Origin of the sequence: Cellulomonas terrae (assembly GCF_007990265.1) — a bacterium.
Classification (GTDB): domain Bacteria; phylum Actinomycetota; class Actinomycetes; order Actinomycetales; family Cellulomonadaceae; genus Cellulomonas; species Cellulomonas terrae.
In genome coordinates this window covers 26,665-51,163 of record NZ_BJWH01000019.1, presented here as the reverse complement: position 1 = coordinate 51,163, position 24,499 = coordinate 26,665, and the positions used below count along the sequence as shown (strand labels likewise).

General features: G+C 73.6%; 24 protein-coding genes. 7 read left to right on the top strand and 17 right to left on the bottom strand.

Annotated features, from left to right (window positions below; all coding sequences use genetic code 11):
* The 4 genes from CTE05_RS15685 to hrcA form a co-directional block, all read right to left on the bottom strand.
* A complete protein-coding gene (locus CTE05_RS15685; RefSeq protein WP_146847247.1) occupies positions 1-999 on the bottom strand; it encodes a PhoH family protein in 999 nt (332 codons plus the stop codon).
* 98 nt (positions 1,000-1,097) lie between these two features.
* The gene (locus CTE05_RS15680) at positions 1,098-1,856 is read right to left on the bottom strand and encodes a 16S rRNA (uracil(1498)-N(3))-methyltransferase (RefSeq protein ID WP_146847246.1); all 759 of its coding nucleotides are present in this window, start codon (positions 1,854-1,856) and stop codon (positions 1,098-1,100) included.
* Positions 1,857-1,878: 22 nt separating this feature from the next.
* A complete protein-coding gene (gene dnaJ / locus CTE05_RS15675) occupies positions 1,879-3,006 on the bottom strand; it encodes a molecular chaperone DnaJ (RefSeq protein WP_146847245.1) in 1,128 nt (375 codons plus the stop codon).
* 61 nt (positions 3,007-3,067) lie between these two features.
* Complete coding sequence (hrcA, locus tag CTE05_RS15670; protein ID WP_146847244.1) at positions 3,068-4,090, bottom strand: heat-inducible transcriptional repressor HrcA; 1,023 nt, start codon at positions 4,088-4,090, stop codon at positions 3,068-3,070.
* Between the two features lie 136 nt (positions 4,091-4,226).
* On the opposite strand from hrcA, the gene CTE05_RS15665 reads away from it, so the two are divergent.
* Positions 4,227-5,084 carry a DUF3097 domain-containing protein gene (locus CTE05_RS15665; RefSeq protein WP_146847243.1) on the top strand — a complete coding sequence of 286 codons (858 nt, stop codon included), beginning with the start codon at positions 4,227-4,229 and terminating at the stop codon, positions 5,082-5,084.
* A 48-nt stretch (positions 5,085-5,132) separates the two neighbouring features.
* Here the strand turns inward: CTE05_RS15665 and CTE05_RS15660 are convergent, their stop codons facing one another.
* Positions 5,133-6,245, bottom strand: coding sequence for a hypothetical protein (locus CTE05_RS15660; RefSeq protein ID WP_146847242.1), 1,113 nt, complete (start codon positions 6,243-6,245; stop codon positions 5,133-5,135).
* Between the two features lie 178 nt (positions 6,246-6,423).
* On the opposite strand from CTE05_RS15660, the gene CTE05_RS15655 reads away from it, so the two are divergent.
* Positions 6,424-6,801, top strand: coding sequence for a DUF4870 domain-containing protein (locus tag CTE05_RS15655; RefSeq protein WP_146847241.1), 378 nt, complete (start codon positions 6,424-6,426; stop codon positions 6,799-6,801).
* On the opposite strand, the gene CTE05_RS15650 is transcribed toward CTE05_RS15655, so the two are convergent.
* The 3 genes from CTE05_RS15650 to lepA all read right to left on the bottom strand — a co-directional run bounded on the left by CTE05_RS15650 (position 6,771) and on the right by lepA (position 10,980).
* Entirely contained in the window at positions 6,771-7,808 is a 1,038-nt protein-coding gene (locus CTE05_RS15650; RefSeq protein ID WP_146847240.1) for an AF_0692 family protein, read from the bottom strand. The genes CTE05_RS15655 and CTE05_RS15650 overlap by 31 nt on opposite strands.
* Positions 7,809-7,888: 80 nt before the next feature.
* Positions 7,889-9,103, bottom strand: coding sequence for a radical SAM family heme chaperone HemW (hemW, locus tag CTE05_RS15645; RefSeq protein WP_146847239.1), 1,215 nt, complete (start codon positions 9,101-9,103; stop codon positions 7,889-7,891).
* Complete coding sequence (gene lepA, locus CTE05_RS15640) at positions 9,100-10,980, bottom strand: translation elongation factor 4 (protein WP_146847238.1); 1,881 nt, start codon at positions 10,978-10,980, stop codon at positions 9,100-9,102. Before lepA ends, hemW begins: the two co-directional genes overlap by 4 nt.
* Positions 10,981-11,092: 112 nt before the next feature.
* On the opposite strand from lepA, the gene CTE05_RS15635 reads away from it, so the two are divergent.
* A complete protein-coding gene (locus tag CTE05_RS15635; protein WP_146847237.1) occupies positions 11,093-11,791 on the top strand; it encodes a maleylpyruvate isomerase family mycothiol-dependent enzyme in 699 nt (232 codons plus the stop codon).
* A 3-nt stretch (positions 11,792-11,794) separates the two neighbouring features.
* Here the strand turns inward: CTE05_RS15635 and CTE05_RS15630 are convergent, their stop codons facing one another.
* The 3 genes from CTE05_RS15630 to CTE05_RS15620 are packed head-to-tail and all read right to left on the bottom strand — an operon-like array spanning position 11,795 to position 15,143.
* Positions 11,795-12,634: a transglutaminase family protein gene (locus CTE05_RS15630; RefSeq protein ID WP_146847236.1), complete on the bottom strand. Its 840-nt coding sequence runs from the start codon at positions 12,632-12,634 to the stop codon at positions 11,795-11,797.
* The gene (locus CTE05_RS15625) at positions 12,631-13,560 is read right to left on the bottom strand and encodes an alpha-E domain-containing protein (protein WP_146847235.1); all 930 of its coding nucleotides are present in this window, start codon (positions 13,558-13,560) and stop codon (positions 12,631-12,633) included. The genes CTE05_RS15630 and CTE05_RS15625 overlap by 4 nt, the downstream gene beginning before the upstream one ends.
* Positions 13,554-15,143 carry a circularly permuted type 2 ATP-grasp protein gene (locus tag CTE05_RS15620; protein ID WP_146847234.1) on the bottom strand — a complete coding sequence of 530 codons (1,590 nt, stop codon included), beginning with the start codon at positions 15,141-15,143 and terminating at the stop codon, positions 13,554-13,556. The genes CTE05_RS15625 and CTE05_RS15620 overlap by 7 nt, the downstream gene beginning before the upstream one ends.
* A 105-nt stretch (positions 15,144-15,248) precedes the next feature.
* On the opposite strand from CTE05_RS15620, the gene CTE05_RS15615 reads away from it, so the two are divergent.
* Both CTE05_RS15615 and rpsT read left to right on the top strand, forming a co-directional pair.
* Complete coding sequence (locus CTE05_RS15615; protein WP_146847233.1) at positions 15,249-15,752, top strand: type II toxin-antitoxin system PemK/MazF family toxin; 504 nt, start codon at positions 15,249-15,251, stop codon at positions 15,750-15,752.
* 213 nt (positions 15,753-15,965) lie between these two features.
* Positions 15,966-16,226, top strand: coding sequence for a 30S ribosomal protein S20 (rpsT, locus tag CTE05_RS15610; protein WP_055913307.1), 261 nt, complete (start codon positions 15,966-15,968; stop codon positions 16,224-16,226).
* A gap of 198 nt (positions 16,227-16,424) precedes the next feature.
* Here rpsT and CTE05_RS15605 read toward each other — a convergent pair whose 3' ends face one another.
* Entirely contained in the window at positions 16,425-17,747 is a 1,323-nt protein-coding gene (locus CTE05_RS15605; protein ID WP_146847232.1) for a helix-turn-helix domain-containing protein, read from the bottom strand.
* A gap of 92 nt (positions 17,748-17,839) precedes the next feature.
* Entirely contained in the window at positions 17,840-17,983 is a 144-nt protein-coding gene (locus CTE05_RS20355; protein ID WP_186814895.1) for a hypothetical protein, read from the bottom strand.
* Between the two features lie 216 nt (positions 17,984-18,199).
* Here CTE05_RS20355 and CTE05_RS15600 point away from each other — a divergent pair, with 216 nt between their 5' ends.
* Both CTE05_RS15600 and CTE05_RS15595 read left to right on the top strand, forming a co-directional pair.
* A complete protein-coding gene (locus CTE05_RS15600; RefSeq protein WP_056585066.1) occupies positions 18,200-18,928 on the top strand; it encodes an EAL and HDOD domain-containing protein in 729 nt (242 codons plus the stop codon).
* 87 nt (positions 18,929-19,015) lie between these two features.
* Positions 19,016-19,639 (top strand): EAL domain-containing protein, encoded by a 624-nt coding sequence (locus CTE05_RS15595; protein ID WP_146847231.1) that lies wholly within the window; start codon positions 19,016-19,018, stop codon positions 19,637-19,639.
* Positions 19,640-19,666: 27 nt separating this feature from the next.
* On the opposite strand, the gene holA is transcribed toward CTE05_RS15595, so the two are convergent.
* The 4 genes from holA to CTE05_RS15575 all read right to left on the bottom strand — a co-directional run bounded on the left by holA (position 19,667) and on the right by CTE05_RS15575 (position 24,495).
* Positions 19,667-20,686 carry a DNA polymerase III subunit delta gene (gene holA / locus CTE05_RS15590; protein ID WP_146847230.1) on the bottom strand — a complete coding sequence of 340 codons (1,020 nt, stop codon included), beginning with the start codon at positions 20,684-20,686 and terminating at the stop codon, positions 19,667-19,669.
* A 19-nt stretch (positions 20,687-20,705) separates the two neighbouring features.
* Positions 20,706-22,424 (bottom strand): ComEC/Rec2 family competence protein, encoded by a 1,719-nt coding sequence (locus CTE05_RS15585; protein WP_146847229.1) that lies wholly within the window; start codon positions 22,422-22,424, stop codon positions 20,706-20,708.
* Positions 22,421-23,116 carry a ComEA family DNA-binding protein gene (locus CTE05_RS15580; RefSeq protein WP_246123685.1) on the bottom strand — a complete coding sequence of 232 codons (696 nt, stop codon included), beginning with the start codon at positions 23,114-23,116 and terminating at the stop codon, positions 22,421-22,423. The genes CTE05_RS15585 and CTE05_RS15580 overlap by 4 nt, the downstream gene beginning before the upstream one ends.
* Positions 23,117-23,529: 413 nt before the next feature.
* Entirely contained in the window at positions 23,530-24,495 is a 966-nt protein-coding gene (locus CTE05_RS15575) for a DegV family protein (protein WP_146847228.1), read from the bottom strand.
* Positions 24,496-24,499: the final 4 nt, after the last annotated feature.

The window sequence follows — 24,499 nt, the reverse complement described above, 5'->3', positions numbered from 1 at the left end:
TCAGCTCCTGTCCCAGCGCGCGTACGCGTCGATGATCTCGCTGACCAGCCGGTGCCGGACCACGTCCGAGGACGTCAGCCGGCAGAACGAGACGTCGTCGACGCCCTGCAGGATCTGCTCCACCACGCGCAGGCCCGAGGTCTGCGACGACGGCAGGTCCACCTGCGTGATGTCGCCGGTGACGACGACCTTCGAGCCGAACCCGAGGCGCGTCAGGAACATCTTCATCTGCTCGACGGAGGTGTTCTGCGCCTCGTCGAGGATGATGAACGCGTCGTTCAGGGTGCGTCCGCGCATGTAGGCCAGCGGTGCGACCTCGATGGTCCCCGCCTCCATGAGCCGCGGGATCGACTCGGCGTCGACCATGTCGTGCAGCGCGTCGTACAGCGGACGCAGGTAGGGGTCGATCTTGTCCGAGAGGTTGCCGGGCAGGAACCCGAGCCGCTCCCCCGCCTCGACCGCGGGCCGGGTGAGCACGATCCGGTGCACCGTGCGGTCCTGCAGCGCCTGCACGGCCTTGGCCATCGCCAGGTACGTCTTGCCGGTGCCCGCGGGCCCGATGCCGAACGTCACGGTGTGCCGGTCGATCGCGTCGACGTAGTCCTTCTGCCCGGACGTCTTGGCGCGGATGGTCCGCCCGCGGCTGGTGAGGATGTTGAAGGACAGGACGTCGGCGGGCCGGGCGCTCGACACGGCCGTCAGCATGGCGACCGACCGGGTCACCACCTCGGCGGTGAGCGGGGTGCCGCCGGCGGCCATCTCGACGAGCTCGTCGACGAGCCGCGACACCAGCGCGACGTCACCGACCGGGCCGGCCAGGGTGACCTCGTTGCCACGGACGTGGATGTCGACGCCGGTGAACCCCGACTCGATGGTCCGAAGGACCTCGTCCCGCAACCCGAGCAGCTCGACCATCGAGACCTCGGAGGGGACGCTGATCCTGTGCTCGACGCGCGCGGGTGCGGCGGAGGTACGCGCTGCGGAAGTGGACTCAACCATGTGCTCGGCGTGCGCCGTGCGCTCCTTAGGTCGTGACGGGTACGGACGTCGCCCTCAGTCTACGAGGCGGCGCCCACAGGAATGCGTGCGGCGGGCGGTCAGCCCCAGCGACCGAGCCGCTCGGCCAGCATCGCGAGCGCGACGGGCCCTGCCGTCGACGTCCGCAGCACGTGCGGGCCGAGCCGGACGGCGCTGGCTCCCGCCTCCACGAGTCGGCCCAGCTCGCCGTCGCCGATCCCGCCCTCAGGGCCGACGACGACGAGGCACTCCCCCGCCGCCGGCAGGCAGGTCGACGCGAGCGGCTCGGTCGCGTCCTCGTGCAGCACGAGGACGGCCCCACCGGCGGCCACGACCGCGCGGACGCGCTCGACCAGCGCCCGCCCGTCGAGCGCGACCTCGACGTCCGGCACGCGGGCGCGACGGGACTGCTTGGCGGCGGCCCGCACGGTCCCGAGCCAGCGCGCGCGGCTCTTCGCCGCCCGTTCGCCGCGCCACACGACGATCGACCGCTCGGCCTGCCACGGCACCACCGCGTCGACGCCCACCTCGGTGGCCGCCTCGATCGCCATCTCGTCCCGGTCCCCCTTGGCGAGCGCCTGCACGAGGACCAGCGTCACCGCGGGAGCCGGCTCGACGACGCGCTGCTGCACGTGCACGACCACACCCTCGGGCGTCACCGCGCCGACCACCCCGAGCAGGCGCACGCCACAGCCGTCGACGACGTCGACCCGTTCCCCGGGGGCGCGGCGCTGGACGACGCCCGCGTGCCTGCCCTCGGTGCCGTCGAGGAGGTACGTGGCGCCGTCGGTGACCTCGTCGAGCGTGCCGGGCTCGGCGAGGAAGACGGGCGCGCTCATGACGCCGCCGACCCCGTCACTGTCAGCGGCCCGAGAGCTTGTCGCGCAGCTTGGAGAACACGCCCGAGCTGGAGGCGGACAGGCGCGCCTCCGGGCGCTCCTCGCCGCGCAGCGCAGCAAGCCTGCGCAGCAGCTCCGCCTGCTCGTCGTCCATCGCGGTCGGCACGTGCACCTCGACGTGGACGTGCAGGTCGCCGCGACCGGTGGCGTGCAGGTGGCCGACGCCGAGCCCCTTGAGCGACACGATCTGCGCCGGCTGCGTGCCCGGCCGCAGGTCGACCTCGCGCGGGCCGTCGAGCGTGTCGAGCATGAGCACCGTGCCGAGCGCCGCGGCGGTCATCGGCACCTCGAGCGTGGCGTGCAGGTCGTCCCCGCGGCGCACGAACGTGTCGTGCTTGCGCTCGCGCACCTCGAGGTAGACGTCGCCGGCCGGTCCGCCGGCGGGACCGACCTCGCCCTGGCCGGTGAGCTTGATCCGGGTGCCGGTGTCGACGCCCGCAGGCACGTCCACGCTCAGGGTGCGGCGCGAGCGGACGCGGCCCTCGCCGGAGCACTCGGTGCACGGCTCGGGGATGACCGTGCCGAACCCGTGGCACGCGGCGCACGGCTGCGTCGTCATGACCTGGCCGAGGAACGAGCGGGCGACGCGCTGGACGGACCCGCGCCCGCCGCAGACCTCACAGGTGCGCGGCGACGTGCCCGGCCGGCAGCACGAGCCGCTGCACGTCGGGCAGACCACGGCGGTGTCCACCGGGACGTCCTTGTGCACGCCGAAGGTGACGTCCGCCAGGTCGAGGTCGAGCCGGACGAGCGCGTCCTGCCCCCGGCGCGCGCGCGGGATCGGCCCGCGCTGGGCCGCGGCGCCCGTCGCGGCGCCGAAGAACGTCTCGAAGATGTCCTGGAAGCCGAACCCGCCGCCCATGCCGCCGCCCGGGGACGACGGGTCGCCGCCCAGGTCGTAGGCGCGCCGCTTCTCGGGGTTGCCGAGCACGTCGTAGGCGCGGGAGACGTCCTTGAACGTGTCCTCCGAACCGGTGTCCGACCCCGCCACGTCGGGGTGGTGCTCGCGCGCGAGCTTGCGGTAGGCCTTCTTGATCTGCTCGGGGCTCGCGTCGCGGGGCACGCCGAGGATCTCGTAGTAGTCGGTCACGGGAGGGTCTGCTCGCTTCCAGCGGTCGGTAAGAGGTGTGCAGCGTCGGGGCGCGGTCGTGTCATTGGGCGAGGATCCGGGTCAGGTACCGGGCCACGGCGCGGACGGCGGACATGGTGCCCGGGTAGTCCATGCGCAGCGGTCCGATCGAGCCGATGCGGGCCACGGACCCACCACCCTCGTCGCCGTAGCCGGTGGTCACGAAGCTCGTCTCGACGAGCCCGTCGTGCTGGGTCTCCCGGCCGATCCGCACCGCCACCGCCGCGTGGTCCTCGGCCATCTCCGAGAAGAGACGCAGGAGCACGACCTGCTCCTCGAGCGCCTCGAGCACGGGGCCGATGGAGCGCACGTCCGTGCTGCCGACGCGGGCGAGGTTCGCGGTGCCCGCCAGCACGACGCGCTCCTCGCTCTCCTGGGCCAGCGTCTCCTCGACCACGGCGACCACCGCGTTGACGAGGACCTGGTCCGCCGGCGCGAAGCCGTCGGTCAGCTCCCCCAGCGCGACGGGCAGCTCGGAGAGCCGGCGGCCGGCGGCGCTCACGTTGAGCCGGGTGCGGAGGCGGGCGACGACGGACTCGTCGAGGTCGGTGCCGAGCTCGAGGGTCCGCTGCTCGACCCGACCGGTGTCCGTGATGAGCACGACCAGCAGGTGCCGCAGCCCGACCGGCACGAGCTCCACGTGCCGCAGGGCCGACCGCCGCAGCGACGGGTACTGCACGACCGCGACCTGCTGGGTCAGCTGGGCGATCAGCCGGACCGCGCGGTCCACGACGTCGTCGAGGTCCTGCGCGGTCTCCAGGAACGTGCCGATCGCGCGCCGCTCCGGGCTCGACAGCGGCTTCACGGTCGACAGCTGGTCGACGAACAGCCGGTAGCCCTTGTCCGTCGGCACGCGCCCCGCCGACGTGTGCGGCTGCGCGATGTAGCCGCCCTCCTCGAGCGCCGCCATGTCGTTGCGGATGGTCGCGGGCGAGACGCCGAGCGAGTGCCGCTCGACGAGCGCGCGCGACCCGACAGGCTCCTTCGTGGCGACGTAGTCCTCGACGATCGCGCGCAGCACGTCCAGTCGCCGGTCCTCGCTCATGTCGCCTCCTCCGTCGTCCTCGTGGCCTCGCGGCGGGGTAGCACTCCCCGCACGCGAGTGCCAATCCTACGCCGCGGGCGCGACACTCACGGGGCGGCACCCGCTGTGTGCACGCCTGCGCCCCTAGGCTGCCCGGGTGAACGACGACCGCTACGGCTCGGACGTGCTCGGGGGCTCCGGCTCGACGCACCACCGACCCACCCGCACCAGCCGCCCGCAGCCCGCCGAGACCGGCCTCGTCGTCGAGGAGGTCACCACCGGGTGGGTCGGCGCGGTCGTCCGCGTCGAGAAGTCCGGCGGCCAGCACGTGGTGGTCCTCGAGGACCGGCGCGGCAGGACCCGGACCTTCCCGCTCGGCCGCGGCTTCTGGGTCGACGGCGAGCCCGTGGCCCTGACCGCACCCGTGCGCGCGCCGGCGCCCGCGCGGCCGACGCGCACCGCCTCCGGGTCGGTCGCGGTCCACGACGCCCGCGCGCGGGTGGCCCGGGGCAGCCGGATCTGGGTCGAGGGCAAGCACGACGCCGAGCTGGTGGAGAAGGTCTGGGGCGACGACCTGCGGCTGGAGGGGGTCGTCGTGGAGCTGCTCGACGGCGTCGACAACCTCCAGGACGCCCTGCGGGACTTCGCACCCGGCCCCGGGCGTCGCGTCGGCGTGCTGGTGGACCACCTCGTCGCCGGGTCCAAGGAGAGCCGGATCGCGGCCGAGGCCGTCCGCGGCACCCCGGCCGGCTCCGTCCTGGTGCTCGGCCACCCCTACGTCGACGTGTGGCAGGCGGTCCGGCCCGAGCGGATCGGGCTCGACGCCTGGCCGGTGATCGAGCGGGGCACCGAGTGGAAGCACGGCATCCTGCGCGAGCTCGGCTGGCCCGCCGACGAGCAGGCGGACGTCGCCCGCGCGTGGCAGCGGATCCTGCGTTCGGTGCGCAGCTACGCCGACCTCGAGCCCAGCCTCCTGGGCCGGGTCGAGGAGCTCATCGACTTCGTCACCGCATGACGGTGCCCGGCCGCCCACGGGGCGGCCGGGCACCGATCACGTGCGAGGTCAGGCGGCGATCGGGTCCCCGAGCAGCCGCTTGAAGAAGAACGCCGTCGCCAGCAGCACGACGGGCAACGCGACGAGGAGACCGACGAAGCAGACGATCACGCCGGCGATGAAGACGGCGATCGTCAGCAGGTAGAACAGCACCGTCGTCGACAGGTTCCGGGTGACCAGCGCGTAGCTCGCCTTCAGGGCGTCCACCGGCGCGAGGTGCTTGTCGATCACGAACCAGAACGTGAAGATCAGCAGGAAGTTCACGACGAGCGCGGCGATCCCGCCGAAGAACGGGACAAGGTTCAGCACCGCGTTGATGATCGCGAGGATCAGCGCGGTCAGGATGACCGGGCCGGGCTCCACGAACTTGAAGAAGTCACCGAAGCCCAGCTGCCGACCCTCGGTCACGTCGAGCGCCGCCCGGATGAACGCCGCCTGGATGAGGTACCCGACGATCCCCGCGACGGCGGAGAAGACGAACCACCCGAGCGAGAACCCGACCTGCAGGCCGGGTGCGATCCCGTCGCCGTTGCCGGTGCTCAGGAGCGCGCCGAACCCGCCGAAGATCGCGCCCACGATCGAGAGCACGACCGCCGCGACGACGAACCAGACCAGCGCCGCACCGATGAACAGGCCGCCGGACTGCGTGAACTTCTTCCACCCGTACGAGAACGCCTCGCCGACCGGGGACGCCGCGACCGGCGGGCCGTAGCCGCCCGCGGGCGGCGGGTAGGCGCCCGGAGGGGCCTGGCCGTAGGCGGGCGGCGGCGGGTAGCCGCCAGCGGCCGGCTGACCGTAGGGGGGACCCGCGGGCGGCTGGCCGTACTGCGGAGCGGGCGGCGGCCCGGCCGGCGGCTGGCCGTACGACGGGGCCGGCGGCGGCCCGGCCGGCGGCTGCCCGTACGCGGGCGTCGGCGGGACCGGGGGCGCCGCGGGCGGCGGGACGGGGGGTGCGGCCGGGGGCTGGACCGGCGGTGCTGCCGGCGGCGGCACGGGGGGTGCGTCGGGCCCGGGCACCGGGTCGGGTGCCACGGGTGGCTCGATCGAGCCCGGAGCAGCCGGTTCGGGCGCCTTCGCGGGATCGTCGTCACGCGGCGGGGTTCCGCCGGGGTTCTCGCTCATGTGTGGCCTCCCTGGTCACAGGGCGGTCGTCGCCCACCGAGCAGCGAACCGGGGCCGTGGTCAGGTGTCAAGGAACCGGGGCGTTCCCGGCATGTCGACACGCCCGGCGGGTGTGCGCGCCGATCGGTAGGCTGCGCCTGCCGTCACGCCGGCGGCCCCCGGACGAGGAGCACCCACGATGTCGTACGAGCACCCGCAGAACCCGCCGAGCAGCACGGACCAGGTCCGGACCCTCGGCATGCTGGCGCACGTGGGCGGGATCCTCGCGTACTTCTACGCCGGCTGGGTGGCGGCGCTGGTGATCTGGCTCGTGAACCGCGAGAAGGCGAACGTGGCGGCGTCCGAGGCGCGCAACGCGCTGAACTTCCAGCTCACGGTCCTGATCGCGCTCATCGTGTGCGCGATCGTCCGCTCCATCCCCGTCATCGGCTTCGTGGGCTGGCTGGGCTTCATCGCCGTGAGCATCATCAGCCTCGTCCTGAGCGTCCTGGCGGCCGTCGCCGTCCAGCGCGGCGGCTCCTACCGCTACCCGTTCAGCCTCGAGCTGGTGCGCTGACCGCTGCGCCCGCCGCGGGTGGCGGCCACGACGAGGGCGACCGACAGGACCAGCAGCACGGTGTTCTGCGCGAACCCGCCCGGGGGCCGCGGCGACATCTCGCTGACCGACGCGAAGCCGACGAGCGCGCGGGCGACGACGGCCGCCCCGGCGACGGCGGCGACGCGGCGACGGTCCCAGCGGGCGGAGCGTGACCAGTGCGTCACGACGGCGGCGGTCAGCGCGAGGATCGCCACCCCGACGCCGACACCCGTCCAGGTCGGCGGGACGAGGACGAAGCCGACCGCCGCGGCGAGCACGAGGCCGAGCACCGCCCAGGGTCCCGGGACGCGTGCGTCCGTCGGCGGAGGCAGCGTGCGCCGCCCGACGGTCCACGCCACGGCGACGAGAAGTCCGACGACGACGAGCGCGCCCACCAGCTGACCAGCCGACGCCTGGTCGCTGCCGGTGTCGCGGATGTCGGACCACACGAGCAGAGCCGCGAGGACGTACAGCACCGCGGCCGTGACCAGCCCGGGCGTCCGCAGCCACGGGCGCCGGGGACCGGGACCGTCGAGACCCTCGACGAGCGCGATCGGCGCGGCGAAGCTCCAGATGACGTGCCCGCCGAGGAAGTTCAGCGCGGAGGCGGCCCCGAGCCCCAGCGGAGCGACGAACGTGGGCCGCAGCTGGGAGTCCCAGTCCTCGTAGCCGAGGTAGGTGGTGGCGAACAGCGACTGGTCGACCACGCCGGCCTGGACGACCCCGAACGCACCGGCCAGCGCGAGGATCCCGGTCCAGTGCAGGCCCGCGCGCACCGCGACCTCGCGGATCAGGAGGGCGGGCGCCCCGTACAGCGGCGCGAGCACGAGCAGGCCCGCGAGCAGCGCGACCGGGTCGCCGGTCGACACGGGGTCGTAGGCCTGCAGGTACTCGGCGCAGACCGGCGACACGACGACCAGCAGCAGGGCCAGGAGCCTGCCGCGGGCGCGGGACGCGGGCGGGAGCGGGTCCGGTGGAGCGGCCATGACCGCATCGTCACCGGCCCGACCGCGTCCCGGGACCACCGCCGGGCGGACCCGGGTGCATCGGAGGGTGGAGCGGACCGTCAGGCGACGAGGGTGCGCACCACGGCGTCGGCGAGCAGCCGCCCACGACGGGTCAGCACGATCCGCCGCCCACCGATCGCGGCTCCGCCGTCGACCAGCCCGTCGGCGACGAGGCCTGCCATGGACCGGCGGGCGTCGGGGGGCAGGTCGTCGAGCGGGAGACCCCCCGCGAGCCGGACGCCGAGCATGAGGCGCTCCAGCAGCGCCCCGTCGCCGGTCACCGTCTCCCGTCCGGCGGCCGGGCTCAGCCCGCGGTCCAGCCGGTCGGCGTACGCGCGCGGGTGCTTCACGTTCCACCAGCGCACCCCGCCGACGTGGCTGTGCGCACCGGGGCCGATCCCCCACCAGTCGTCACCCCGCCAGTAGGAGAGGTTGTGCCGGCAGGCGTCCGCGGGCGTCCGTGCCCAGTTGCTCACCTCGTACCAGGACAGCCCGGCGGCCTCGAACAGGTCGTCGGCCAGCTCGTACTTCGCCGCCTGGTCGTCACCGTCGGGCAGCTCGAGCTCGCCCCGGCGCACCTGCACGGCCATCCGCGTGCCGGCCTCAACCACCAGCGCGTACGCCGACACGTGGTCGACGCCCGTGGCCAGTGCCGTCTCGACGCTGGTCCGCCAGTCGTCGAGCGACTCCCCCGGGGTGCCGTAGATGAGGTCCAGCGACACCGCCAGCCCGGCGTCCCGCGCCCAGCGCACGACGTCCGGGACCCGGCGTGGGTCGTGCGTCCGGTCGAGGGTCGCGAGCACGTGCGGCACGGCGGACTGCATGCCGAACGAGACGCGCGTGAACCCCGCGTCGGCCAGTGCGGCCAGGGACTCCGGGGTCACCGAGTCGGGGTTGGCCTCCGTGGTGACCTCGACGTCGTCGGCGAAGCCCCAGGCGTCGCGGACGCCGTCGAGCATGCGCGACAGGTCGGGGACCGACAGGACCGTCGGGGTACCGCCTCCGACGAACACCGTGCTGACGGGCCGGGGCGGCAGGATCCCTGCGGCGAGCGCGATCTCCCGCAGAGCGGTGTCCGCGTACGCGTGCTGGCTCGCCCCGCCGCCCAGCTCGGTCGCCGTGTAGGTGTTGAAGTCGCAGTACCCGCAGCGCACGGTGCAGAACGGGACGTGCAGGTAGACGGCGAACGCGCGCTCGTCGGCACCCTCGAACGCCGACTCCGGCAGCGAGCCGTCATCCGGTGGAGTGTCGCCCTCGGGGAGCGCCGGACTCACTTCTTCTTCGCGTCCTTGCCGCCGGCGGATCCCGCGGGCTCGCTGGACAGCGCGGCGATGAAGGCCTCCTGCGGCACGTCGACCCGGCCGATCGTCTTCATGCGCTTCTTGCCCTCCTTCTGCTTCTCCAGGAGCTTGCGCTTGCGGGTGATGTCGCCGCCGTAGCACTTGGCCAGGACGTCCTTGCGGATGGCCCGGATGGTCTCGCGCGCGATGATCCGGGCACCGATGGCCGCCTGGATGGGGACCTCGAACTGCTGGCGAGGGATGAGGTCCTTGAGCTTGGCGGTCATCATGACGCCGTACGCGTACGCCTTGTCCTTGTGCACGATCGCGCTGAACGCGTCGACCGTCTCGCCCTGCAGCAGGATGTCGACCTTGACCAGGTCCGCGACCTGGTCGCCGATGCGCTCGTAGTCGAGGCTCGCGTACCCGCGCGTCTTGGACTTCAGCTGGTCGAAGAAGTCGAACACGATCTCCGCCATCGGCAGCACGTACCGCAGCTCGACGCGCTCCTCGGACAGGTAGTCCATGCCCTGCAGATCGCCCCGCTTGGTCTGGCAGAGCTCCATGATCGCGCCGATGAACTCCGACGGGGACAGGATCGTCGCCTTGACCATCGGCTCGTTGACCTCGCCGATCTTGCCGGCGGGGAACTCGCTCGGGTTGGTCACGGTGACCACGCTCTTGTCCTCGAGCGTGACCTCGTAGACGACGTTCGGCGCCGTGGAGATGAGGTCCAGGTCGAACTCGCGCTCGAGGCGCTCGCGGACGATCTCCAGGTGCAGCAGCCCGAGGAAGCCGACGCGGAACCCGAACCCGAGCGCCACCGACGTCTCCGGCTCGTAGTTCAGCGCGGCGTCGTTGAGCTTCAGCTTGTCGAGGGCGTCGCGCAGGATCGGGTAGTCGGTGCCGTCGATCGGGTAGAGCCCCGAGAACACCATCGGCTTGGGGTCGGAGTACCCGCCCAGGGCCGCGGCGGCCGGCTTGCTCGCGTTGGTGACCGTGTCGCCGACCTTCGACTGCCGCACGTCCTTCACGCCGGTGATGAGGTAGCCCACCTCACCGACGCCGAGACCCTTGGTCGGCACCGGCTCCGGGGAGATGACGCCGATCTCGAGCAGCTCGTGGGTCGCCCGCGTCGACATCATGACGATCTTCTCGCGCGGGTTGAGGTTGCCGTCGATGACCCGGACGTACGTCACGACCCCGCGGTAGGTGTCGTAGACGGAGTCGAAGATCATGGCCCGCGCCGGGGCGGACGCGTCGCCGGTGGGCGGCGGCACCAGCTCCACGATGCGGTCCAGCAGCTCCGTGACGCCCGCACCGGTCTTGCCGGACACCCGCAGGCAGTCCTCCGGCTCGCCGCCGATCAGCTTGGCCAGCTCCTCGGCGTACTTCTCGGGCTGCGCCGCGGGCAGGTCGATCTTGTTCAGCACCGGGATGATCGTCAGGTCGTTCTCGAGCGCCAGGTACAGGTTGGCCAGCGTCTGGGCCTCGATGCCCTGCGCGGCGTCGACCAGGAGCACGGCGCCCTCGCACGCGGCGAGCGACCGGGACACCTCGTACGTGAAGTCGACGTGCCCCGGCGTGTCGATCATGTTCAGGGCGAAAGCCTTGTCGTCGACGCCCCACGGCATCCGGACGGCCTGCGACTTGATGGTGATGCCGCGCTCGCGCTCGATGTCCATGCGGTCGAGGTACTGCGCGCGCATCGCCCGGGAGTCGACGACGCCGGTGAGCTGCAGCATCCGGTCCGCCAGCGTGGACTTGCCGTGGTCGATGTGCGCGATGATGCAGAAGTTGCGCAACAGCTCGGGCGCCGTCGCCGCGGGGTGGATGCGCGACGAGGCGGCTGCACTCGGGATCGGGGACAAGCGGACTGCTCCTGGCGCTGAAGTCGGGCGGCGCACGAGGTGGCGCCTTCCCGACGGACGGTGACCGCGGCCAGCCTGGTCGGCTGTCGGTGGTCGGTCCCACCATGGTCCCATGACGACGGCCCCCGGTCTCACGTCCCTGGAGACGCTCGGCGAGCTCCAGGGCCAGTTCCTCGCCACGATCCCGCTGGTCGACCCGACCACCCGCGTGCCCTGGTGCGGCCGCTGGCGCGTCACGGACCTCGTCGTCCACCTGGCCCGCATCCACCACTGGGCGGCCGCGCAGGCGCGCCGGAAGCAGGAGACGCCGCTGGGCCGCGGCCCGTTCGTCCTCGAGGACCTCTACGCGACGTGCGCCGCCGAGCTGCGGGACACCCTCACCGAGCTCGGCCCGGACGCGATCGCGTGGACCCTCGTCGAGAACGGCCCGGCGTCGTTCTGGCACCGCCGCCAGACCCACGAGACGCTCGTCCACCTCTGGGACCTGCGGACCGCCGGTGGGCTGCGCCTGACGGCCGACCCCGCGCTCTGGGCGGACACCGTCGACGAGGTGGTGACCGTCATGCAGCCGCGTCAGGAGCGGATGGGCCGGATGGAGCCGCTGCCCGCGCCGGTCGCCCTCGTCGCGGACGACGCCGGGCGGTCCTGGCTGCTCGGCGGGTCGGGCACCCCGTCCGTCGGCGTGGCCGGCCCGGCCGAGGCGCTCGCCCTGCTGCTGTGGGGACGCACCACGCCCGCCGACGCGCGCCTCACGGTCGACGGCGACGCGGCCGCGCTCGAGGACGCGCTCGGCCGACGCCTGACGCCGTGAGTCTCACGCCTCGCGCGTGATCTGCACCTGGACCTCGGCGGCCTGCGTGCCCGCACCGGCGTAGATGCCGCGCAGCGGCGGGACGTCGTCGTAGGACCGACCGCGCGCGAGGACCACGTGGTGGTCGCCCGCGACGACGCGATTGGTCACGTCGTAGGCGCACCACTCGCCCACCCACCACTCGACCCACGCGTGCGAGTCACCCAGCACGGTCGTGCCGACCGGCGCCCCGGAGTCGGGGTGCAGGTAGCCGGACACGTACCGCGCCGGGATCCCGATGGCCCGCAGCGCCCCCGCGACGAGGTGCGCGATGTCCTGGCACACCCCCGCCCGGGCGGTCCACGCCTCGGCGGCTGGGGTGTGCACGGTGGTGACCCCGGGGATGTACTCGATCTGGTTCCGCAGCGCGGCGGAGACCGCGAGCGCGGCCTCCGCGGGCTCCAGCTCCCCCGCCACGCGCTGCGCGAGCTCCACGACCTCCGGGGGCGGTGCGGTCGTCGGCGTGTCCGAGAGGAACTCGGCCAGCCGGTCGCGCAGCTCCGCACCACGGAGGGTGTCCCAGGTCGCGGGCGACCGCAGCGGTGGCCGCTCGGCCACCTCGACCAGGTGCTCGGCGGTGACCACCATCGACTCGTGCGGGGTCAGCACCTCGAACGCCGACACGGCCGTGCCCCAGTAGTCGCGGTACTCGAACCAGCCGGTGTGCGGCTGGACGTCGATCCGCGTCTCCAGCACCGTCTGACCCTGCTGCGACAACGGCGTCATCCGCGCCTCGTTGTACGACGCCACGACGGCGCTGCCGTACCGGAACGTCGACGTGTGCACGACCCGCAGCCTGCTCACAGTGCCTCCCCCACCCAGTTCGTCGACGACGCGCTCGGGAAGTACCGGCCCCGGATCGCGTCCGAGGCTGCCGAGCAGGCGCGCTGCACCCGTTCCATCTCCTTGGGCAGGGAGTCGAGGACCTCGATCAACGGTCGGTACTCCAGGTTGGTGCGGACGTACCCGATGTGCCGCCGGGCGTCGTCGACCGCCGCCCGGTCCGACGCGCCCTCGAGGTTGGCCAGGCACGCCTCGGCCTGGTTGAGAGCGAAGACGATGGACCGGGGGAAGAGCCGGTCGGTCAGCAGGAAGCCGGCGGCCCGCTCGTCGGACGCGGCCCCGCGGTACATCCGCAGGAACGCCTCGTGCGCACCGCAGGACCGCAGCAGCGTGGTCCAGCTCGGTCCCGCGGAGCCGGCGAGCGCCCGGGTGGTCAGCAGCCGCGCCGTCATGTCCGCACGCTCGATCGACCTGCCCAGCACCATGAAGTTCCAGGTGTCGTCACGCGAGGTCGCGGAGTCCATGATCCCCGCGACGATCGCCGCGCGCTCCCGCACCCACGTGAAGTAGTCGTGCGGGCGCGCGGGCCGCATGTGCGACGGGAGCTGGTTCCAGGTCGCGTTGAGGCACTCCCACAGCTCGGTCGAGATGATCTCGCGCGCTCGTCGGGCGTTCTCGCGCGCCGACACCAGCGACCCCGCGATGGACGACGGCGCGAACCGGTCGTACGCGAGCATGTCGAGCACGAACTCCCGCCCGACCTCGACGTGCGCGGGCGGCGCGGCCCGGTCCATCACCGACAGGAGCGACCGGCACGCCAGGTCCTCCTCGGCCCAGGGGTCCTCCAGCAGGATCTGCACGTGCACGTCGAGCAGGCGGGCCGTGTCGTCCGCGCGCTCGACGTACCGACCGATCCAGAACAGCGACTCCGCGATCCGGCTCAGCACGAGGAACCTCCTGCGGTGGTCGTGCGGCCCTGCTGCTGCTGCATCACCTGGGCGCGCACGTCGTTGGGGTTGGAGTCGATGGGGACCGCCGCATCCTGCGCGACGGCCTGCGGAAGGTCGGACTGGTGCCGGACGGCCCGACGCGGGACCGCGCCCCCGAGCACCCACGTGTCCTTGGACCCACCACCCTGCGAGGAGTTGACGACGAGCTCGCCCTCGGGGAGCGCGACGCGCGTGAGCCCGCCCGGGAGCACGAACACGGACTCCCCGTCGTTGACCGCGAACGGTCGCAGGTCGGTGTGCCGCGGCCGCAGGCCGTCCTCGACGAGCGTCGGGACCGTGGAGAGCTGGACCACCGGCTGCGCGATCCAGCCGCGCGGGTCCTCACGCAGCCGCACCTTGAGCGTCGCCAGCTCGGACGCGGAGGCCTTCGGTCCGACGACCAGACCCTTCCCGCCCGAGCCGTCGACGGGCTTGACGACGAGCTCGTCGAGCCGGTCCAGCACCTCCTCGAGCGCCTCGGGCTCCTCCAGGCGCCAGGTGTCGACGTTGCGCAGGATCGGCTGCTCGCTCAGGTAGTACCGGATCAGGTCGGGCACGTAGGTGTAGACCAGCTTGTCGTCCGCCACCCCGTTGCCCACCGCGTTCGCGATCGTCACGGTGCCGTTGCGCGCGCACGTCATGAGCCCCGGGCTGCCCAGGTAGGAGTCGTTGCGGAACACGACGGGGTCGAGGAAGTCGTCGTCGACCCGCCGGTAGATGACGTCGACCCGGCGCCGGCCCTGCGTCGTGCGCATCCACACCCGCCCGCCGGAGCAGAACAGGTCACGGCCCTCCACCAGCTCGACCCCCATCGTCCGGGCCAGCAGCGAGTGCTCGTAGTAGGCGCTGTTGAACACCCCGGGCGTCAGCACGACCACCGTCGGCTCGTCGACCCCGGACGGAGCCGCCGCCGTCAGTGCGGCGAGGAGACGCCGGGGGTAGTCGGCGACGGGCCGGATCCGCAGGGCGGCGAACAGCTCGGGGAACGTCTGGGCCATCGCCCGGCGGTTCGAGAGCACGTAGCTGACCCCGCTGGGCACCCGCACGTTGTCCTCGAGCACCCGCCAGCCGCCCAGGCTGTCCCGCACCAGGTCGATGCCCGAGACGTGCACCCGGACGCCGTTCGGGGGGTTGATGCCCCGCGCGGCACGCAGGAAGTTCGTCGACGACACCACGACGCTGCGCGGGATCACCCCGTCGGCGATCGCGCGCTGCGGACCGTAGACGTCGGCCAGGAACGCCTCGAGCGCCCGCACCCGCTGAGCCACCCCGGGGGCGACGTGCTCCCACTCGTCGCCCGCGAGCACGCGGGGCACGACGTCCAGCGGGAACGGACGCTCCTCGCCGGCGAAGTCGAAGGTGACGCCCTGCGCGAGGTACGACCGGGCGAGCGTCTCGGCGCGGGCGCGCAGCTCTCCGGCGCTGAGCTGCGCGAGCGCACGGTGCAGACCGGAGTACGCCGCGCGGGAGCCGCCACCGTCGGGGTCGATCATCTCGTCCCACGCCGGTCCGGTCGGGTAGTCGTCGAACAGGTCGGCCATGATCCGGACAGTATCCGCCCGGTGATAACGCCGCGTTACGTGGACCCGCACCGGCGGGTCGAGCGCCCACGACGCTGCGCCGCGTGCGCCCGGTACGGTCGCTCCGTGACGACGAGCTCGCGCTGGACCCGGGTACGACGAGCCTTCCGCGACGGTGTCGCCCGCCTGACGGGCACCGCCCCTCGACCGCGCCCCGCGCGGACGACGCTGCCCGACCACCGCGGCACCGTCCGGCTCCAGTACGCCCCCGCGCTCGACGGCGACGCGGACCCCGGCGAGATCGTCTGGGCGTGGGTCCCGTTCGAGGACGACCCGAGCCAGGGCAAGGACCGGCCGGTCCTGCTGATCGGGCGCGACGCCGACGACCTGCTCGGCCTGATGCTCACCAGCAAGGACCACTCGCGCGACGCGGCCCTCGAGGCCCACCGGGGGCGGGTCTGGATGGACATCGGCGCGGGCGCCTGGGACTCCCGACGACGCCCCAGCGAGGTCCGGCTCGACCGGGTGCTCCGTCTGCGACCCTCCGCGGTCCGCCGCGAGGGCGCCGTCGTCGATCGGGCCCTGTTCGACAGGGTGGCCACGGAGCTGCGCCGCACGCAGGGCTGGTAGCCCCGTGAGGGCAGGGTGGGGTCCCCGTGAGACCAGTCACGCCGTTCTGCTCCGGGCCTCCCGCCTGCTAACATGATCACTCGCGTGTCCGCCCGGGTCGGCGGGCACAAGCCCAGTTCCTCTCCGCGGGTATCCCCACGCCCATGTCCCGGAGCTGTGCGCGCCCTCTAGACCTGTCAGATCGCTTCGGCGAACGCACAAGAGAGTCCACACGTGGCCAACATCAAGTCCCAGATCAAGCGCATCACCACCAACGAGAAGGCGCGCCTGCGCAACAAGGCGGTGAAGTCCGAGCTCAAGACGCACATCCGTCGCGTCCGCGAGGCCGTCGCCGGTGGCGACAAGGAGGCCGCGTCGACGGCACTCGTCGAGGCGTCGCGCAAGCTCGACAAGGCCGTCTCGAAGGGCGTCATCCACGAGAACCAGGCCGCCAACAAGAAGTCGGCGCTGGCGAAGTCGGTCGGCGCACTCTGATCTTCCGCTGAGCGGGTCACGGCCGTGCCGTGACCGCCAGTCGCCGCGGTCAGCGGCACGAGCACCGGCGAAGGCGTCACCCCGTGCGGGTGGCGCCTTCTGCTGTTCCGCCCTGGCGGACCTCGTCATCTGCCCTGCACGACAGTGAAGGCGTCACCCCCCCTGCGGGGTGACGCCTTCACTGTTCTCCGACCTCGATCAGATCAGCGACCAGGTCTCCCAGGAGCTGAGCGGGATCGTGGGACGGAAGCCTGCCTCGCGCAGCGCGCGGTCGTACGCCTGGGCGGCTGCGGCACTGTCGCCGTGCATGGCGTACCGGTCACCCAGGTCGCGCCACGCGGACGCGGACTGCCGGGACGCCGACATCATGCCGAGCAGGTCGGCCGCCGACTCGTACGCCCGTGCCGCACCCACGACGTCGCCCCGCGCGTGCAGCGCGTCGCCGCGGGAGAGCTGCGCGAACGCCGTCTCGAGCCGAGGCGGGTCGCCCAGCCGCTCGAGCGCGGCGTTGGCGAACCGTTCCGCGGCGTCGACGTCGCCGAGCAGGAGGTGCGCCCGGGAGCTCTCGACGTCGACGCGCGACAGGTCGAGCTCGGAGCCGAGGACCGCCAGGCCGGGCGTCGCACGCTCGATCTGGTCGAGGGCGCCACGCGGGTCCACCGGGTCGGAGCGCAGCAGCAGCCAGGCGTAGTTGAGGCGCAGGCGCGGGAGGTCACGGTCCGCCTCGCCCTCGGACAGCAGGCCGAGCGCGCGCTCCGTGTACCGCTGCGCGAGCTCGTAGTCGCGCCGCTGCTCCGCGACGAGCGCCGCGTTCCAGTAGACGCTGCCACGACCGCGCGGGCTCCCGAGCGACTCCGCGAGCCGCACGAGCTCGGCGGCCCGGTGCGTCGCGTAGAGCAGGTCACCGCGCTCGACGTAGGCCCACAGCACTGTGGACGCCAGGCGCAGGTGCTCGTCCGTCCCCGTCAGGTCGGCCGCCTCGAGCTCGTCGAGCGTGCGCTCACCGACCTCGACGCTGCGGTGCAGGTCTCCGGCCTCGAGGTACGCTGCCACCAGCGCGTTGGCCAGCTTGGCCGACTCGACGTGGTGCGACCGGCCCCGCGAGTCCGCCAGGAGCGGCTCGAGGATGGCGACGGCCGACTCGAGGTCTCCCAGGACCTCGAACGAGTGCGCCAGCGTCGTCAGCGCGTCGACCCGGACCGCCGGCGAGACGATGTCGAGGTCCAGCGCCTCGAGCCTTCGCCGCGCGCCGACGGCGTCGCCCTGCGTCATGTCGAGCTTGGCGTAGTCGATCTCGAGGCGCGTGCGCGCCTCGTTGGGACCGTCCTCGCCGTGCTTCAGGTATTCGAGGGTCGTGCCCAGGCGTGTAGCCAGCACGGCGAGCGCGGAGTCAGTCGGTTCACGATGACCCGCCTCGATCAGGGAGATGTAGCTGGGTGAGAACGCGGAGCCCGCGAGCGAGGTCTGGGACAACCCAGCGGCGAGCCGAGCGTCGCGCACCCGGTCAGCAATCGTGGTCATGGTCAGTCATTGTATGTGTGACGTCCCCCGGATGCACCACCCCCCGCAGAGACGGCGTTTCGTCAGCCTCTGCTGTGCATCAGGGGGGTGGGTCAGTTGATGATCTTGCAGCAGCCGCTGGCGCCGCCGGAGGTCACCGTGCTGGTGGGCCCGTCGGCGACGGCTGAGCTCGGCGCGATGGCCAGCGAGCCGAGCACGGTGAGGACCACGAGCGCGGACTTGAGCGGTCTGGGCATGGTGAGGTGCTCCATCTTCTTGTCGTACCGGTGTGCAGGTGGTGCCCATGATGGCCTGTGACTCGCATCGTGTCTCCCGTTACTCACCGGTCCGACCCTGAAAGGGTGAAAGATCCCGGTTCGGGACGCGCTCACGAACGGGCGTCCGGCGGCCACGGAGAATTCCACCCGCCCAGGAGCGGTTCACAGCTCGCAACATGTGGTGTCATAGATCCCATGACACCCGACGACGCCGACGGGCGGCTCGCTCATCTCGCAGCCGCGGTGGAGGACGCCATCCCTCTTGCCCTCCGGCAGGAGTGGGCGCAGCGCATCTCCCACGAGCCGGTGCTCGTCGCTCGGCAGGGCATCTTCTCGGAGCACGGGCGTCCGTTCGCCTACCAGCTGTCGTTCCGCTCCCCCGACCAGCTGACGGCCAGCGCGATGTCCTGGAGCTCCCACCAGCACGAGCGGGCCACCGCGCACGTCCTCGGAGCCACCTTCGGCCGGGCCGACCTCGAGCACGTCGCCAACGGACGGCTGCTCTTCGTCCGGTGCCCCCGCGCCTACCTGGTGGGCGATCTGCCCATCCCGCGGCGCCCGGACCGCCTCGTGATCGAGGTCAACGACGCCGTCACGGTCGACTCCGCGGTCCTGTCGGGCATCCGGCGGCTGCGCGAGGAAGGCTTCCGCATCGCGGTCCCGGCCTTCGTGAGCAACCCGAACCAGCGCCGCCTGCTCCCGCACGCGGACTTCGTCAAGATCGACGTGCGCGACCTCGATGTCGAGGGTCCGCCCGTGGTCCACCTGGCGCGGTCGTACGGCGCGCTGCTGGTGGCCGAGTACGTCGAGACGCCGGACACGCTCCGTCACGCGAGGGACCTCGGGTTCACGCTCTTCCAGGGCAACCTGCTCGAGCGCGCCGGTGTGCTCGACCGCGCGGGCGCTCGCCGCGTCAGCCTCTAGCACCTCCGCCGACGTGCCCCGTCACAGCCCGTTGCTCCGGTCGGGTGAACCGCGTCATGAACCCGCGCCCCGCCGCTCTCATCCAGTGTGACCGCGTCAGTCGTCTCCCCCGCCCTCCCGTCGCGGCTGCCCATCGCCTCCCAGCCGATCTGGACGACGGACGGCCGGCTGTTCGGCAACGAGTTCCTCTACCGGTCACGTGAGGGCCTCCCCGCCCAGGTGGACCGCTGGCGCTCGGACCGGCAGGACGTCGCGACCGCGTCCGTGCTCGAGGCTCTCTTCGGCGACGGCCCGCCTGCGGCCACCACCTTCGCGTTCGTGAACATCACCCGCTCGTTCCTGGTCGACGACCGCCCGCTCCCCGCGCACGCGGGTCGTCTGGTGCTCGAGATCGTCGAGTCGGTCGCGGCCGATGCCGAGGTCATCGTCGGGCTGCAGCGGTTGAGGCGGCGTGGGTACCTCATGGCGATCGACGACTTCACCGGCGAGCCGGACCAGCTCGCGATGATGCCCTACGCCGACTTCGTGAAGATCGACTGCCGTGACGTGCGTCGGCAAGGATCCTCGCTCGTGCAGCTCGCACGGCAGCACGGTGCCCGGCTCGTCGCCGAACGGGTCTCCGACTCGCTGCTCGTCGAGGAGTGCCGCGGCTGGGGGTTCGACCTGCTGCAGGGCGACGTGCTCGGCCCCGCGATCACGCTCAGCGCCTGATCACCCGCAGCGCCGACGGGACGGCGCTCACGAGCCGACGGCGGCCGCGACGCGCAGGACCGCCCGCTCGACCGCGAACTGCGGGTCGCGTCCCTCCCCCTTGACCTCCGCGTCCGCCTGCGCGACCGCGGAGATCGCGCTGGCGAGCCCCTCGGGCGTCCACCGGCGCAGGTCCGCCATCGCGCGGTCCGTCTGCCACGGGGCCAGGCCGAGGTCCCGGACCGCACCGGCACCGCGACCACGCACCGCCGCCACCTTGGCGAGTACCCGCAGCTTCGCAGCGAGGGCCGCGACGACGGGGACCGGGTCCACCCCGGTCGCGAGCGCGTGCCGCAGCAGGGCCACCGCCTGCCCCGACTGTCCGGCCACCGCGGCGTCGGCGACCCGGAACCCCGTCGCCTCGATCCGTCCCCCGTAGTAGCGCTCGACGGCCTCCGGGCCGATGAGCCCGCTCGTGTCCGCGACGAGCTGGGCACAGGACGCGGCGAGCTCGCGCAGGTCGCTGCCCACCGCGTCGACCAGGGCCCGGACCGCCTGCGCGTCGGCCCGGCGTCCCGCACGCCGGAGCTCGGCGGTGACGAACGCGCTCTTGTCGCCGTCGGACTTGATCACGTCGCACGCCACCGTGGGGACACCCCCCGCGCGCAGCGCGTCCAGCAGCTTCTTGCCGCGCTGACCGCCGGCGTGCCGCAGCACGAGCACGACCTCGGGCGGAGGCGCCGCGAGATAGGTGGTCACGTCGTCCAGCAGCTCCTCGCCGGCACGCTCGAGGCCGTCCACGACCACGACCTTGTCCTCGGCGAACAGGGACGGGCTGCTGACCACGCCGAGGGTGCCGGCCGAGTAGTCGGCGGCATCCAGCCGGGTGACCTCCACCCCGGCGTCCGCGGCGCGCGCGAGCGAGACGACCCGGTCCACCGCGCGGTCGGCGAGCAGGCCCTCGGCGCCGCTGACGAGCAGGACCGGCGCCAGCTCGACCGCCTCCCACGAGACACCGACCGTGCCCTTGGTCGCGCGGGACGCTGGTCGGCGGGTGGCAGGAGGCACGGGCACAGCCTGCCAGACGTCACTGACGCGACCGTCCCGGCGCCCCGGGGCCGACGACGAGGAGCCGGGCGACGCACACGCCCGCCACGGTGAGCAGGGCCGCGCCCGCCCACCCGGGGAGCCAGGCGACCTGCGAGCCCGGCGCCGCGGCGGCCACCCGACCGACGGCACCGATCCACCAGCACGCGGCACCCGCTCCGAGCGCCAGCACCTCGGCGCCCGCGGACCACCAGGGCGCCACGCAGCCCGCTGCGAGGCCGAGCACGGTCGCGGGGGCGACGGCGGGCGCCGCCAGGACGTTGGCGGGGACCGCGTAGAGGGAGACCGCGGGGGTGAGCAGCACGATCACCGGGGCGCACACGAGCTGTGCGGCGACCGGCAGGGCGAGCGCGGTCGCGACCGGCCGGCCGAGCAGCCCGGCTCCCCGGTCGGCGAGCGGGCCGCCGAGGAGGACGAGCGCGGCCGTGGCGAGCACCGAGAGCACGAAGCCCACCTCGCCGGCCAGCCACGGGTCCGCGACGAGCAGCAGGACGACGGTCGCCCCGAGGGCGGCGGGTGCGCGGTGCGGACGCCCCAGCAGGACCCCGAGCAGCGCCACGGCCCCCATCGCCGCCGCCCGCAGCACGCTCGGCGACGGGTGCACGACGAGCACCATCGCCGCCATCGCCGCCACGGTGAGGACCGCCCGGACCGGCCGAGGCAGGCGGACCGCGGACGTGAGTGCGAGCACGAGCGCGGCGACCAGCGAGAAGTGCGCGCCGGACACCGCGGTCACGTGGGTCAGCCCCGCGGTGCGCAGCGCGTCCGCGAGGTCGTCGGGGATCGCGGACGTGTCGCCGACCGTGACGCCCGCGAACAGTGCTCCTGCGTCCCCGGGGAGCGCGGCGCCGAGCGACCGCACGCCCTCCCGGAACTCTTCCGCGGCGACGTCCGGCGCGGAAGGCGCGGACACCGTGTCCGGTGCAGCGCTGCTCAGCAGGACCGCGACCGTCCGCCTGCCGGTCTCGCCCGGTCGCAGGCGTCCGGACGCGGCCACCCGGGCACCGGAGGCCACCGTGCCCCACGACGACGGCCCGAGCACCAGCACCTGTCCCGTGGCGCCGGACTCCCGGCCTCGGGCGGCGGCCCGGTCGACGGCGACCAGGGTCCGGACGCGCTCCGGCGCGCCCGGCCACGCCGGCGGGAGGACGGTCGGGTCACCGACGACGACGCCCTCGATCCGGCCGACCGCACCGGCATGGGCGAGCACCGGGAGGAGCCCGTCGCCGCGCGCGGACGTCTGGCTCGCGCCCGCGCCGAGCACCGCCGAGGACGCGAGCAGGCAGAGGGCAACGACCGGACCCAGGGGTGTGCCGGACCACGTCCGGCGCGCTCCGGACGTCTCGTCGTGCTCGGGTCGACGGCTCACCGCCAGCACACCCAGCCCGATGACGAGACCGAGGACGGCAGCGCACAGAGCAGGACGCGACGGCACCCGGACGACGACGAGGGCCGCGAGCCACGCCACGACGGCAACCGGGATCAGGCGGACGTCGACGGTGGTCGGCGGGTCGCCGATGTCGTCCTGGGCGTGGTCCGCCGGCGTCGCCGTCGCCGCGTGCCGACCGCCGCCCTCCGTCGGCGGGACCTCGGGCGGGCCGGGTTCGGTGGGTGGCGTCCGGATCGGGTCCCGACGTCCGGGTGCTCGCGCGAGCACGGCGCCCGCGTCAGCCCCGCCCCGCGCTCGGGGAGGCGTCACACCCGGACCAGGTCGCGCAGGCGTTCGAGCAGCGTCGGCCCGATCCCGGCGACGTCCGCGAGCTCGTCGACGGTCGTGAAGGGGCCGTCCTGGCGGTGCCCGACGATCCTGTCCGCCAGCACGGGACCGATGCCCGGGAGGGCGTCGAGTGCCGCGGCGTCCGCGGTGTTGAGGTCCACGAGGCCGTCGGCTCCGCCCGGCGCCGACGCGCCGGCGGGTGCAGGCTCTTCCCCGGGCCGCGGTACCGCGATCTGCTCGCCGTCGACCAGGACGCGTGCGAGGTTGAGGGCGCTCACCTGGGCGTCCGCGGTCGCACCGCCCGCGGCAGCGATCGCGTCGACCACGCGGGATCCCTGCGCGAGCCTGACCACGCCCGGCGCGATGACGGCACCGACCACGTCGACGACGACCTCCGCCGGGCCGGTGGCGGACGCGGGGACGACCGGACCGCTCGGCGCCGGTGTCGGGAGGACGACGGGGGGACCGGGCGCGACCGCCGCCGCACGCAGCGCCACCGCACCGGCCACCAGCAGGATCACCGCCCCCGCCGCAGCGGCGAGACGCCACGAGAGCACCCACCGGACGCGGCGCCGGGGCGCCGGAGCGCGAGCGATCGCGTCACCGTGCGTCTCGGTGTACCCGGTGGCGGCGATCTGCAGCGCCGCGGCCGTCAGGGTGCCCCGGCCGTGCACGGACGGCGGCGACGACGTCGGGAGCGCAGGCTCCTGAAGGTCCCCCGGAGGACGAGGGTCGGGACGTGCACCCCAGGCGGTGCCCGGCGGGTCGAGCGAACGATCGGGTACCGACCGCGTGGGGCCAGGGACCCAGCCGCCGGGCACCTGCGCCGGCTGGTGCGGTGCGGGAGGGGCGCCTGGAGCGTGATGGGGGTGGCCCGCCGGATCGGCACCGGTGGGTCGGACGTGCGCGCCTGCGGCCGTGAGCGCGGTCAGACGGTGCCGGGCGATCCGGGCGAGGTCGTGGTCACGGCGGGACACGCGGCGAACCTACGGTCGGGGCAGCGGCCCCGGTCGAGTGCCGGGAGACGGTGCGGGCTGGGCCTCGTCGACCAGGGCTGTGGGCGGATCACCGGGCTCTGCGGCGCCGGTCAGGCGTCCGAGACGACGATCGCCAGGAGGCCCGGGCCCGCGTGTGCGGCGAGAACGGCGCTGGACTCGCAGACGGCGGTCTCCGCGAGGCGGTCACCTGCGGCGTCGGCCAGCTCGCTCGCGAGCGTGGCGGCGAGCTCCGCCTGCCCGAGATGGTGCACGGCGGCGCGTGCGACGGGGCGTCGCGCGATCTCGGCGACTGCGAGGGCGACCAGCCGATCACGTGCAGCGCGCCGCGTGCGCACCTTCTCGATGACCTCGATCCGGCCGTCGTGCAGCGTGAGGATCGGTCGCAGTCCGAGCACGATGCCGATCGCGGCGGCCGGGATGCTGAGCCGCCCGCCGCGGCGCAGGTGGTCGAGGGAGTCGACCAGGAACCAGACGCGAGTCGATCCGGCAACGGCTCGACCATGCTCGGCGACCTCGGCGCCGGAGGGCAGCGGGGGCTCGACGCGTCCCCGGGCGCGCCACCACGCACGCGCCGCTGCGACCGGTCCGGCGGCGGGCGGCGCGGGCTCGTCCGGCGGCGGAGGCCCCACCGAGAAGCGCGCCGCGTCGAGCACGGCGAACCCGAGCGCCATGGCGACCGCACGGGAGTCGACCACGTGGACCGGCACGGGTGACGCCTCCGCCGCGAGCTGGGCCGCCCGGACGGTGCCCGACAGGTCGCCCGACAGGTGGATCGAGACGATCTCCCGCGCGCCGGACGCCGCCGCCCGGTCGTAGGCCGAGGCGAAGGCGGCGGGCGGCGGCTGCGACGTCGAGACCTTGGCGTTCGCCGTGAGCGCGGTGAGCAGCTCGCCCGGCGTCAGGTCGACACCTTCCACGTGCCGCACGCCGTCGACCACCACGTCCAGCGGGACGACGCCGATCCCCCACCGCTCGGCCGCACCCTCGGGCAAGGACGCCGTCGAGTCGGTGACGATCGCGACCGACGGCTGCTCGACGTGGCGACGGCCCGGCATGCCG